General features: G+C 43.2%; 10 protein-coding genes. 6 read left to right on the top strand and 4 right to left on the bottom strand.

All coding sequences use genetic code 11. The annotated features are described in order from the left end of the window. Nucleotides 1–187 precede the first annotated feature (187 nt). Nucleotides 188–2,356: a TonB-dependent receptor domain-containing protein gene (locus CDG61_RS12470; protein WP_087549395.1), complete on the top strand. Its 2,169-nt coding sequence runs from the start codon at nucleotides 188–190 to the stop codon at nucleotides 2,354–2,356. A gap of 56 nt (nucleotides 2,357–2,412) precedes the next feature. Here CDG61_RS12470 and CDG61_RS12465 read toward each other — a convergent pair whose 3' ends face one another. Continuing rightward, nucleotides 2,413–3,420, bottom strand: coding sequence for a hypothetical protein (locus CDG61_RS12465; protein ID WP_087511930.1), 1,008 nt, complete (start codon nucleotides 3,418–3,420; stop codon nucleotides 2,413–2,415). 14 nt (nucleotides 3,421–3,434) lie between these two features. After that, nucleotides 3,435–4,475 carry an alpha/beta fold hydrolase gene (locus CDG61_RS12460; RefSeq protein ID WP_087549394.1) on the bottom strand — a complete coding sequence of 347 codons (1,041 nt, stop codon included), beginning with the start codon at nucleotides 4,473–4,475 and terminating at the stop codon, nucleotides 3,435–3,437. 302 nt (nucleotides 4,476–4,777) lie between these two features. Between CDG61_RS12460 and CDG61_RS12455 the strand changes: the two genes are divergently transcribed. Next, the gene (locus CDG61_RS12455; protein WP_087511985.1) at nucleotides 4,778–5,392 is read left to right on the top strand and encodes a carbonic anhydrase; all 615 of its coding nucleotides are present in this window, start codon (nucleotides 4,778–4,780) and stop codon (nucleotides 5,390–5,392) included. A 39-nt stretch (nucleotides 5,393–5,431) separates the two neighbouring features. On the opposite strand, the gene CDG61_RS12450 is transcribed toward CDG61_RS12455, so the two are convergent. Next, entirely contained in the window at nucleotides 5,432–6,058 is a 627-nt protein-coding gene (locus CDG61_RS12450) for an arylesterase (RefSeq protein ID WP_087549645.1), read from the bottom strand. A gap of 33 nt (nucleotides 6,059–6,091) precedes the next feature. Here CDG61_RS12450 and CDG61_RS12445 point away from each other — a divergent pair, with 33 nt between their 5' ends. Both CDG61_RS12445 and CDG61_RS12440 read left to right on the top strand, forming a co-directional pair. After that, nucleotides 6,092–6,784, top strand: a complete 693-nt coding sequence (locus tag CDG61_RS12445) for an ABC transporter ATP-binding protein (protein ID WP_228199576.1) — start codon at nucleotides 6,092–6,094, stop codon at nucleotides 6,782–6,784. Nucleotides 6,785–6,797: 13 nt separating this feature from the next. After that, on the top strand, nucleotides 6,798–9,281 hold the full coding sequence (locus tag CDG61_RS12440; RefSeq protein ID WP_087549392.1) for an ABC transporter permease: 2,484 nt from the start codon (nucleotides 6,798–6,800) through the stop codon (nucleotides 9,279–9,281). Nucleotides 9,282–9,289: 8 nt separating this feature from the next. Here CDG61_RS12440 and CDG61_RS12435 read toward each other — a convergent pair whose 3' ends face one another. After that, nucleotides 9,290–10,093 (bottom strand): rhomboid family intramembrane serine protease, encoded by an 804-nt coding sequence (locus CDG61_RS12435; protein WP_087549391.1) that lies wholly within the window; start codon nucleotides 10,091–10,093, stop codon nucleotides 9,290–9,292. Nucleotides 10,094–10,171: 78 nt separating this feature from the next. Between CDG61_RS12435 and mtgA the strand changes: the two genes are divergently transcribed. Both mtgA and ppk1 read left to right on the top strand, forming a co-directional pair. Continuing rightward, on the top strand, nucleotides 10,172–10,846 hold the full coding sequence (gene mtgA / locus CDG61_RS12430) for a monofunctional biosynthetic peptidoglycan transglycosylase (protein WP_087549390.1): 675 nt from the start codon (nucleotides 10,172–10,174) through the stop codon (nucleotides 10,844–10,846). Between the two features lie 109 nt (nucleotides 10,847–10,955). Beyond that, the gene (gene ppk1 / locus CDG61_RS12425; protein ID WP_087549389.1) at nucleotides 10,956–13,037 is read left to right on the top strand and encodes a polyphosphate kinase 1; all 2,082 of its coding nucleotides are present in this window, start codon (nucleotides 10,956–10,958) and stop codon (nucleotides 13,035–13,037) included. Nucleotides 13,038–13,092 lie beyond the last annotated feature (55 nt).

Raw genomic sequence — 13,092 nt, 5'->3', positions numbered from 1 at the left:
TTCCTGGTGAATCTTAAATCAATCTTAAAAAAATTAAAAAACCGAATAAATCAGCTGAAAATTTGATCAATTACGCTAATATTAATGAGAATTATTATTAATACCAATTGTGTTAATTAGATCTTTTGTTACACTATGCAACGAAATTTACAGAATTTATCCATTATTGCCACTTGGGGACATTAAAATGACCAAGCGTATTTTCCGTTCTGCTCTCTCTCTTTCTGTTTTAACCGCAATGGTATCCATTGCACATGCTGAAACTGCTGCATCCAATCCTGACAAAAAAGAAGTTGCACAGCTTGCAACAATTGTAACGACAGCGAGTGGTTCAGAAGTTGATGTGAAAGATGCTCCGGCTTCAATTACAGTAATTACTGCTGAAGATATAGCGAAACAGCCTGTAAAAAGCATTTCTGAAGTTCTCGCGAAGGTTCCTGGTGTTACAGGTGGTATGGGATTAAATGGTGAGGGAGCTAAAATTAAATTAAGAGGTCTTCCAACAGAGTATTCTTTGATCCTTGTTGATGGTCGACGTATTGGTAACTCATCACGCACAGCATACCGTACTGATTTACAGCGCCAGGATTTGAACTGGATTAATCCAGAGAGTATTGAGCGTATTGAAATCGTTAAAGGACCAATGTCATCACTTTATGGTTCTGATGCCATGGGTGGTGTTATTAACATTATTACTAAAAAGAATGCACAGGAATTGGGTGGTTCAGCGACTATTAATTTTGAAAAGCCTGCTGATAGTGGGGAAGGTGAAACACTGCAGATGTCTGCGAGTCTCAGTGGTGCCATTACAGATAGTTTAAGTGCACGTTTGACTTTAGGTCGTACCGACCGCCAGGCTGATAAGAACGTTACTGATCTTGAAAACTCTACTACAGGTATGAGAAATGATACAGTTGAAGCCAGTCTTAATTATAAATTAAATGATAACCATAATTTTGAACTGTTTGGAAATTATGGTACTCAGGAAAATACTAACCCGACATATGCGCGTGGCGTTTCTAATGGTGAGTTCTGGTTGGGAACTGAAGGTGAAAAAAATGAAACGGAGAACAAGCGCTTTGGACTTGCCTGGGATGCAAAGTATGACTGGGGTGGCAGTTCCAGTGTCAGTGTCTACGAGACAGAATATGATCGCAGTGCGACTACTGAATCTAAGGGCGTATTTACACCAACAGTTCAAACAACTGAACAATCTGTAGCTGATGCTAAACTGACTTTACCATTTGAACTGATTGTTCCTCATAAGCTTACAGTTGGTGGACAGTTCCGTTCTGAAGAGCTTGTGAATACACGTACTCTTGGTATTAATTCCAATGGTGCGCCATCTATTGATGGCAAGGATCATTCAGGTAATTCAAAAGTTTCAGCAGACGTATGGGCTGTGTTCTTTGAAGATATGATAGATATCACTTCTGATTTTACACTGACTTTGGGCGGACGTCTGGATAAGGACGAGCGCTATGATTCAAACTTCAGTCCACGTGTTTATGGTGTTTATCATTTTAATGATGCACTTACGCTGAAAGGTGGGGTATCTACAGCTTTTCGAGCCCCTGATCTTGTTCAGACTGCTGCGGGTTTCAGCACAGGCTCAAAGGGTAAAGGCTGTAGCTCACAATTTGGTACATATGATCCAGTAACAAATCCTGATGGATTTCAGAGTTCATATTCGCAAACAGGATTTGTGAATTGTTATACCACAGGAAATCCTGATCTTGATGCAGAAGAGTCGACCAGTTATGAACTTGGCTTTCAGTATGATGATCAGAAATACTCAGGCGGTTTGACTTATTTCCATACTGATTTTGATAATAAGCTGGTTAACCGAGCTGTGAAACATATCTCTGCTGGTGAGATCAACGATCCACGCTACCCATATGGTGTCTGGTATGTAGCAGTAGATAATGCTGAAGAAGCACGTATTCGTGGTCTGGAAGGTAGCTTTGCAGTGAACTTCAATGATTATGTGCGCTGGAATAATAATGCAACTTATTTTTTCCAGTCAGAAAATCTTGATACAGGCGCAGCTCTGATTGATACACCAAAATTTTCCTTGCATTCAGCTGTTGATTATCGAGCAACTGATGCATTGAATTTACAATTCAATGCACAGTATATCGGTAAGCAGTACACAACTGATATTTCAACTGAAAATGCATGGAGCAAAGCGTATTGGGTATTTGGAACAAATGCTAACTTTGATCTGAATGACCGTACAACATTACGCGCAGGGATCACTAACCTGTTTGATGAGGATCTGGAAACAAGTGATTCCAGTGATTACCATACTTTGCAAGGGCGTTCATATTTTGTAGGTGTGACTACCCGTTTCTGATGATATGAATTAAATAAAAAGCCGCATTCAGCGGCTTTTTATCTGTCAGAAACAGATCAGGTCGGTTTGTTCAGCAGTGTCTGCAGACGTTCAGAATAATAAAATTTTTCCAGATAATAACGCGCTCGATCACGTAAATGTCCCTGGTTGATCATTTGCTGAATCACCGGCTGGAGCAGTTTCTGTAGCTCATTCTGTATGAGTGCTTCATCAATATTGATATCACGTAAAATCAGGTCAAAACTGCGCGCCTGATTACGCACATACCAGGTATGAATACCGTCATGGAGCTGTTTTTTCAGATAGTCGGACTGACGCATGTGTTCCCATATTTCATGCCCCATTGAAACCGTCTGTGGCAGGTCCTGAACTTCAATATAATTTTTCAGAACTGAAAGTGGCATGTCCTTAATTTTATGCCAGAGCGTTGCCTGAAACTGATACAGTTTTTCATCATTAAAATGCTGGTTCAGCACATTTTCACTCATCTGACTGAGTTTAATGATATTTTTCTGAAGATAATGGGCAATGGTATTGTCCAGGCTGGAGTCGGTCACACTTTCGAGTACGGATTTTCCCATTTTCATAAAACGGGAGACACCAGGTACATGTTTGACCATGACAGAGTTGTCCAGGTAGTCCTGAATAGAGTGCTGAATGAGCTGTGTGATCATTGCTGAAAAAGCAGGATTATTTACAACAGTTTTAATCAGTCGTTGTCGATGACCACTTTTGGCTGCAACATACTGTGCAATTTTATCAATGGTCAGTACAGGAATGACATCAGCGATCCGGGTCGTTTCATTGACAGGATGAACCAGGGCAAAACGGATATGTTCAGCAATCTGTTCAATCAGAAATGAGCTTGCAGGAGTATCCAGAATCTGTTTTTGCAGCAGATGGTTAATCTGTTCAAAAGACCATATATCCTGCAGCGTCTGTTTTCTGAACCAGAGATAAAAACTCAGAAACTCCTGCTGAATGTTTTCAGGCTGAACAAACTCAGCGTCTAAAAATTCAAGCTGAGCTTCTATCAGCTGCTCTGTTAAAGGATGTTTCTGCATACACTGTGACTGACCTAATTAAGAGGAATAAGTTTATCTGCCAAAGGGTTTTTCATTTGCTGTGTGCGTGTAAGAAAGGGCAGATAATGCTGAGCAACCAACCGGTCTGCTTCAAGCATTGGGACATGACCTACATTGTTAAGGATGACAGGTGCTTCAGCACGTTTCAACAGTGATTTTAATTCTTCTGCTGCCTCGACATTGATAATTTTATCCTGTTTGCCCCATAAAATCAGTGTAGGCGCTTCAACAGCAGAGGTCAGGCGGGCAAATGATTCAGGGGTGTAGATTTTATTCAGGGCAACGACCTGATCAATCACTTTGCGGGTCTGATCTGCCTGGGAAATCAGTATGTTTTCCTGAGCTTTTTTGAGTGCATAAGGAACGGATGGTGGATTCAGCATAATGGTACTCAGTACGTCATCCAGGTCACCGGGTCTTGAAACAATCAGATTTTTTAAAATATCCGGATTCTTTGCGTATTTGGTCGATGCATTTCTGTAAATACCTGCACTGTTCAGCAGGAACAGACTCTGTGTGTCAAAAGGATACTGAGCTGCATAAACTGTAGCGATAGAACCGCCCAGTGAATGACCGGCGAGATTCAGTTTTTCAGTAATGTTCAGTACTTCAGCAAACTGTCTCAGCTGCTGGGTGACATTGGGTACGGAAACATCAAAGTTGGCTGGAATATGTGTTTCGCCACTGGCAGGCAGGTCAGGAATAATGACATGATAATAAGGTGTCAGGAACTGCGCGACACGGTTCCAGTTATCACGGTTTCCCGCCAGACCATGTATCAGGAGAACAGGAGGGTTCTGTGCCGATCCACCTTCGCTGTATGTCCAGGTCACATCTCCAACTTTGAGTGTTCTGGATTTCAGTCCAGCTGCCGCTCTTTGCTGGGTCAGATAATTCTGCAGCGTGACATAGGCATATTTTGAGGATGGTTTTGATTCGGTTTTTGCAGCCTGACAGAAACTGCCTGTAAAAGATGTCAGTGCTGCCAGAGCTACAATCAGAGGTCGTAAGATGGATTTTCGTAACTGAGGCATAGGCATTCATCCTTGAAGACTGATAACCGTGATGTGATTAAGCAATTCTGATCAGGCTGAAACGGGTCTGAGGCAGATATGAAGTATAGGATTATTTTAAATACTCTCCAGGGAATGTCACTTTTATTTTTTTGAACTGATTCATATTTAATATATTTTTATGTGATGTGAGTAAAGAATACCCAGTGAAATTACTCAGGATTTTTTCTGCTTCAAAAAATGTGCAGCTATTCTTTTTTGCAAGTGACATTCAATATATACAGGATTAAAATATTGCAACTTCACATAAGGAACAAAAGAGCATGCTTACAGCTGAAGAAGCACTGGAACGTCTGAAACAGGGTAATCTCCGCTTTGCCAAAGAAGAAACCAATTCTTCAAAGTTCCTGACACATCAGCAGCGCAATGAGATGGTCGGCAGCCAGGAACCGTTTGCGATTATTCTTGGATGTTCAGATTCACGTGTACCGGCAGAAATGGTTTTTGACCAGGGCTTTGGTGACCTGTTTGTGATCCGTGTTGCAGGTAATATTGTTGCACCATCTCAGGTCGGCAGTGTGGAATTTGCTGCTGAAAGCTTTGGTTGTCCAATTGTGGTCGTACTTGGGCATACTCACTGTGGTGCAATCAGTTCAACCATCAAGGCTCTGAAAAATCCAGAAACACCATCTTCTGCAAATCTGATGTCCATTGTGAACCGCGTTCGTCCATCTGTGGAGATTCTGCTGCAGACTGAGCTGAAAGATGATCTCGAAAAACTTTCCATGCATGCAGTGAAGTCCAATGTCTTTGCTTCTGTGAATCAGTTGCGTCATGGTTCTGCTGTACTGGAAAACCTGATTGAACAGGGCAAACTGAAAGTTGTCGGTGCAGAGTATTCCCTGGAAACAGGTGAAGTACTGTTCTATGACTTTTAAACAGACAGTGTGAGACAGACTGTTTTGATTAAAGGCGCTTTATAAAGCGCCTTTAATGTATGGAAAGGCATTATCCAGCAGTATTTTCTGAGCAGCTGCATTGGGATGGATCTGATCTTTCTGCATCAGATGGCTGTGTCCAGCAACATTCTGCATAAAAAAGGGCAGAAGTTTGATTTTGTATTGCTGGCTGACGGTTCTGTAGTTATTTTCAAATGCCTGACTGTAGGCAGTGCCATAATTCGGTGGAATTTTCATTCCAAACAATAAAACATGGGCTTTACTCTGCTGACTTCTGAGTACGAGCTGTGCCAGATTTTTTTGAATCATCTGTGGTGGCTGACCACGTAATCCATCATTTCCCCCCAGTTCAATCACCACAATATCAGGCTTATGTGTCTGTAACAGTTTCGGCAGTCTGGCGAGTGCTCCACTGGTGGTTTCTCCACTGACACTGGCATTGACCACTTTGTGTGCTTTCGGATACTGTTGGTCAAGACGTTTCTGTAACAGACTGACCCAGCCCTGACCTTGCTGAATACCATAACCTGCACTCAGGCTGTCCCCCAGAATCATGATGGTTTTTGCATAAACCATTGCGGGAGTCATCAACAGTACTGAGCAGAAAGTCACAAAGACAACGTAGTGCAGAGATTTTTTTTGCATACCGACATTTTTAATAGTTTGAGTAATGTTTTCATGATGCCACAAGCAATTATTTCTGCACAGCAACTTAGCCAGAAGATTAAGCTCCCTCAAAAAGAACTGGTTGTTTTTGAAAATATTAACCTCGAAATATTTTCTGGCGAGCAGGTTGCGATTACGGGACGTTCAGGTTCTGGAAAGTCAACACTGCTGGGAATACTTGCAACGCTGGACCAGGCAGGTTCGGGTCAGCTTGTGGTCTGTGGAGAGTCTGTTTCTGAACTGAATGAGGAACAGCGGGCTTTGGTGCGCCTGAATCATATTGGTTTTGTATTTCAGTCTTTTCAGTTGTTGCCTCATCTGAGTGCTGTGGAAAATGTACTGCTACCTTTGCGCCTTAAACCAGGTTTCAACTTCAGGCAGGCTGAGCAGAAAGCCCTGCAGTTACTGACGAAAGTGGGACTGGAACAACAGGCATGGCAGACACCCAAAGTCCTGTCAGGCGGGGAGCAGCAACGAGTTGCAATTGCCCGGGCACTGATCAGTGAACCTCAGATTATTTTTGCTGATGAGCCTACCGGTAATCTGGACAGTGCTACAGCTCTTGAAATTGAAGAACTGCTGTTCAGACTGAATAAGGAAATGGGGACAACACTGATTCTGGTGACACACGATCAGCAGCTGGCAAAAAAATGTCAGCGGCATTTTGTACTGAGTGATGGGCAGTTAACCGAGCAGATGCAGTAAAGGGCAGGTCAGAATGAATCATTTATTTAAACCTTTACTGACGCAGAGTTTAAAAAGTACCGGTATTTACCTCTTGATGATTGCTTTAACACTGGCAATCAGCGCGACCACAGCACTCAAATTCAGTAATGAACAGATTCAGAATGCTGTTGCTTTACAGGCAGCCGAAATGCTGGCAGCGGATCTGGTACTCAGCGACAGTAAACCACTGGACAGTAAATGGAAAAATCAGGCTCAGCAGGCAGGACTGAAAACGTCTGAAGTAACCATGTTTGGTACGATGGCACGAACATCGCAACAGTTTGTGATGGTCAATGTCAAAGCAGTGGATCAGCATTTCCCTTTACGTGGTGACATCCAGGTGACGCCAGTTGCAACCGGACTCAAGTCAGGCGAGGCATGGCTCAGTCCACGAGCAATGCAGCTGCTGCATGTAAAGCCAGGGGAGCAGATTTTCCTTGCAGATGGACAGTTTAAGGTTTCTGCGGAAATTCAGCGTGATTCCAATCAGGAACTTGGATTTTCAGGGTTCTCACCAACTGTGATTATTTCACGTTCAGATGTTGCAAAGACCAATGCTGTACAGGTCGGGTCTCGGATTGACTATCGTTTACTCATGTCAGGAACACCTGAGCAGACTCAGACTTATGAGCAGAATTTTAAAAAACAGCAGCACCTGCGGGCAGATCAACAAAAGATAAAGCCGAATGAGCAGGCAGAAGAACAGGGTGGGTTGAAACTGCGCAATGCAGGAGAGGGAAATACCCGCCTGATGAAGCCCATAGCCAACCTGGATACATTTTTACAGCTGGCGAATATTCTGACCATACTGCTGTGCGGTCTTGCGATTGCTTTAAGCAGTCAGCGTTATGTTCAGCAGAATCAGGACCATATTGCGCTGTTACGCTGTTGTGGTGCTGCCCGTCGTCAGATTTTATGGGCATATCTGGGATTACTGGGCTTTATGCTGGTCATTTCCATGCTGATTGGTACATTGCTTGGCGTTGCACTAGGATATGGTCTGTTACAGTTAATGCTGCAGTTAATCCCTCATCTTCAGATTCATTTTTCCGTACTGAGTATGCTGGCAGGACCTTTGCCTGTGGCATTTTTTACCTGTACTGTTGTGCTGCTGGGCTTTGTATTGCCTGCACTTTGGCAACTGCTCAACACCCCGCCAGTCAGGGTCATCCGTCAGCAGGAAAAATCACTCCGTTCAGTTTTGTTCATGCTCAGTTTAGGGCTGATCAGTCTGGTGCTTTTCTGTATGTTACTGACTGAAAATATCAGTTTAAGTTTATGGATCTGTGGCGCTGTACTGCTGTTATGCTGTGTATTGTACCTGGTGGTCTGGGCGGGGCTGAAGCTGATCAGACAGATGAAATGGTCTGTTTCTGCTTATGTCCGTACACCTTATATGACGGCATTCCAGGTGACAGCACTTGCACTGGGACTGAGTCTGATCGCTGTACTGGCTGTATTAAGAACAGATTTACTCGAACGCTGGCAGCAACAGTTGCCTGTCGGTACACCCAATCAGTTTGTGTATGGTTTGCCTCCCTTCGACATGCCTGAATTTAAGCAGCAGCTGGAACAGCATGGATGGCAGGGTACTCCGCTTTATCCCAATATCCGTGGGCGGCTGATTGCTAAAAATGATCTGCCTTTTTCATATGAACTGATTGGAAATAATAATGCACTGCGCCGTGAACTGAATCTGACACAGTCTGAGGTCTATCCTTCAGATAATGTGATTGTGCAGGGAAATGCCCACTTAGGGCAGACAGGTGAGGTTTCGGTAGAAAGTAAAATTGCACAGGAATTGGGCATTCATCTTGGTGACCGTCTGACTTTCAGCATTCCTGAAGGAAATTTTACCGCTAAAGTGGTCAATTTCCGCAGCGTCGAATGGGAAAGTTTCAGTCCTAATTTCTTCTTTATTTTTTCACCAGCAACCTTTGATGAAAATGCGGGAAGTTATCTAGGCAGTTTTTACATTCCAGACGCAGATAAACCGAAACTGATTTCACTGGTACAGCAGTTTTCCAGTACCGTATTTATTGATGTCAGTGCAATACTTGATGAAGTCAAACGGATTATGAATGTACTGGTTCAGATTGTGACGATTCTTGCTGTACTGGTCAGTATTTCTGGTTTACTTGTGCTGATCGCCTGTCTGAATCTGCTGATGGATGAACGTAAAAAAGAAGTGGCACTGTTAAGGTCATTTGGCAGTTCAAAGCAGAAACTGAAAGGAATGATGAGCCAGGAAATCGGTTTTATTGGTCTGATGGCAGGTGTGGTTGCCTGTGTTTTTGCTGAAATGATCAGTGCTGTTGCCAGTTATAAAATGGATCTGATGATTCAGCCACATCTGCAAATCTGGCTGGTTTTACCTGTATTGATGACTTTACTTTGTGCACTGATCGGGCGTTACCGACTCAGTTATCTCAGTGAAATTCCACCATTACAGAGTCTAAGGGAAATGAATCAGTAAAGACTGATTCATTTTATCCACTCAATCAGTCCTTGCCACAAAGGGCTGATAGCCTGAACCTGCTGCATGCAGTACTGATAAAAAAGAATACACAGCCCAGTACCAAGTACAGCTCCTGCGATCTGGCTGAAACCATTTTTTCCATATTTCTGCCCGGCATACCAGATCAGTGTAAGCAGAGCACCCATGATCATGCCACCAATATGCGCTGCATTGTTGATGCCACTGATCATAAAACCCATGGCAAGGTTTATACCCATCACCATGAGTAATGTTTTCTTATCCAGTACAAAACGTTGTCCTGGTAACATCGGAAATAAAGACAGAACGGTCAGCGCAGCACCCAGTCCCATGACAGCACCAGATGCACCCGCACCCACACTTGGTAACAGACTTTGAGTGGGTATACCTGTTCTGATCAGCTCATAAGAGTCCTGAATGGAGACATAACCACTCAGTAGACTTCCTGTTAAGCCTGCCAGCAGATAAAGAATACTGAAGTAAAAGCGACCAAACATCTGTTCTGCTACACTGCCAAAAATATACAATGCCCACATGTTCAGCATCAGATGAATCATGCCGAAATGGAAAAACATACTGCTGAAAAGCCGCCAGGGTTCCGCAAGATAAGTTAAAGGTGCATAATCAGCACCCCAGCGGATTGCATCGACTGTAGATGGATTACTGATGTCCATTCCTGTAATGACCTGCCAGGCAAACAGACCTGTATTTACAGCAATCAGAAGTGCAGTGATCCACCATAAATGAATACTGGATTTGCTTTGTATGGGCGGAGAAGAAAGATCAGACATGTTATTCTTTTATCAATATAAAGAACTTTGCACTCAGCTTAGCATGAAAATTTATAAAACCAGGAGCAGTAATCAGACATGAAGACATTTATTGTTCGCACTTTGCTGATTCTGTTCAGCCTGTTTTTAGTGGTTCAGTTGTGGATATTTGCAAGTCTTGCCTGGTGGCGGGCACATCCGGTTGAAAGTACCATGATGATGCGCCTGGATTACTGGTCAGACCCCTCTGAACCGATTAAACATGAATGGCGGGACTATGATCAGATCAGTCTATATTTCAAACATGCAGTTGTAGCAGCTGAAGACGGGAAGTTCCTACAGCACAAAGGTTTTGACTGGGATGGAATGAAGTTCGCCATGGAACGAAATAAAGACAAAGGAAAGGTCGTGGCAGGTGGCTCAACCATTTCTCAGCAGCTGGCAAAGAACCTGTTTTTATATAATAAACGTTCTTTTATCCGCAAAGGGCAGGAAGCCATAGCAACCTGGATGATGGAAAGAATGTGGTCGAAGGAACGTATTCTTGAGGTCTATCTCAACTCTGTAGAGTTTGGTGAAAATATTTATGGTGTTGAAGCTGCTTCACAGTACTATTTTGGCAAAAGTTCCAGAAGTATGAGCCGTGAACAGGCAGCATTTCTGGCAGCAGTTTTACCAAATCCTAAGTATTATCAGAACAACCGTAATGACAGAAAACTGAATTATCGTAAGCGTATGATTCAGAAGTATATGCGTTACAGTCATATCCCCTGAAATGAAAACTTTAAAAAAGCTCGCATGTCGGGCTTTTTTTTATGAAATTGTCATAAATTTGAAGCATACTTAGAACATTGGCACATACTTAGAAAAATATAGGTTTGATATGAATACGGCAGCTGACATAACTCCTGCACCAATTGAATACGCTTATAACGACCGTTACATCAACCGTGAGCTGTCAATTCTTGACTTCCATCTGCGGGTGCTGGAACAGGCTGTTGATCCATTGCATCCCTTACTGGAACGCATGAATTTTCTGCTTATTTTTTCCAGAAACCTGGATGAATTTTTTGAAATCCGTGTAGCGGGTATGATGGAACAGCTTGATCTGGGCAATGAAAGCCGAAGCCCTGATGGTCTGACACCTAAACAGGTACTTGATCAGGTTTCTCAGACAGCCCATGCTGCTATAGAAAGACAGTACCGTATTTTAAATGAAGAAATTCTGCCAAAACTGCGCGAAGAAGATATCTGCTTTTTACGTCGCGGTGAACTGACACCTGCGCAGTCCTCCTGGGTGAAAAAATATTTCCAGGAACAGGTTGCTCCCGTACTAACGCCTATCAGTCTTGATCCAGCCCATCCATTTCCAAGACTGGTCAATAAAAGCCTGAACTTTATTATTACGCTGGAAGGTAAGGATGCATTTGGTCGTCAGATTGATCTGGCTGTTGTTCCAGCACCGCGTTCTTTACCACGGGTTGTACGTTTACCTGATGAGCTGACAGCGGGTAAAGAACACCATGTCATGCTTTCTGCAATTATTCATGAACACGTTTCTGATCTGTTCCCTGGTATGACAGCCACGGGTTGTTATCAGTTCAGGGTGACCCGAAATGCTGATCTTGCTTTGAATGAAGATGTTGAAGACCTTGCGATAGCTCTGAAAGGTGAGCTGAACTCAAGACGTTTTGGTCGTGCTGTGCGTCTGGAAGTAACTGAGAACTGCCCAAAGCATATCTATGATTATCTGCTGGATGAGTTTGATCTGGACGAAGAACAGCTTTATAAAGTGGATGGTCCTGTCAACCTTGCCCGTTTGCTGTCAAATTTTAAGCGTCCGCATTTACGTTATGACTCACATACGCCGATTATTCCTAAAGTACTGAAAAAATCTGAAAATATTTTTTCAGCGATGCAGAAGCAGGATATTTTACTGCACCATCCGTTTGAATCTTTTGCTCCGGTGATTAATCTGTTACGTGAAGCTGCGCGTGATCCACAGGTGCTTGCAATTAAACAGACGCTGTACCGTAGTGGTGCTGACTCTGAAATTGTACAAGTACTTGCAGAAGCAGCCCGTAATGGTAAAGAAGTCACGGCTGTCATTGAGTTGCGGGCACGTTTTGATGAGGAGTCAAATATTGCGGTTGCTAATGTTTTGCAGGAAGCGGGTGCAGTTGTGGTTTATGGCATTGTGGGCTACAAAACACATGCCAAAATGATCCTGGTTGTCCGCCGTGAAAATAATAAACTTATCCGTTATGTCCATCTTGGAACAGGGAACTACCATGCAGGCAATGCCCGTATCTATACGGACTATGGTCTGTTAACCACAGACAAAGAGCTATGTGAGGATGTACACCGTATTTTCCAGGAACTGACTGGAATGGGCAAAATGGCAAAACTGAAGAAACTGCTGCATGCTCCATTTACGCTGCATGCTCAGCTGATCAATTATATTGATGAAGAAATTGCCAATGCTAAAGCAGGGAAAAAAGCTCAGATTATTGTGAAAGTCAATGCACTGACAGAACAGCAACTGATTAATAAACTGTATGAAGCATCTCAGGCAGGGGTACAGATTGACTTGATTATCCGTTCAATCTGCTGTCTGCGTCCAGGTCTGCCGGGTCTGTCAGAAAACATTCGGGTTCGTTCAGTGGTTGGACGCTTCCTTGAACATACCCGTGTATATTATTTCAGTAATAACGGTAATCCACGCATCTATGGTTCAAGTGCTGACTGGATGGATCGAAACCTGTTTAACCGTGTTGAAGCCTGCTTCCCGATTGAAGATCCGGCGTTGAAAAAACGGATTTATCAACAGGGACTGTTAACGTATCTTGAGGATAATCAGCAGGCGTGGCTGTTGCAGAGTGATGGTACATGGCTGCGTGCACATCCGGCTGAAGGTGAGAAACTGCACAATGCACAGCGTTACCTGCTTGAATATATTAAGTAAACGTCTTTTCTGATGATTCATGTATATAAAAAGGAGTTCTGAACAGAACTCCTTT

Origin of the sequence: Acinetobacter sp. WCHAc010052 (genome assembly GCF_002165295.2) — a bacterium.
In the GTDB taxonomy this organism is placed as follows: domain Bacteria; phylum Pseudomonadota; class Gammaproteobacteria; order Pseudomonadales; family Moraxellaceae; genus Acinetobacter; species Acinetobacter chinensis.
This window is presented reverse-complemented; position numbering and strand designations above follow the sequence as displayed.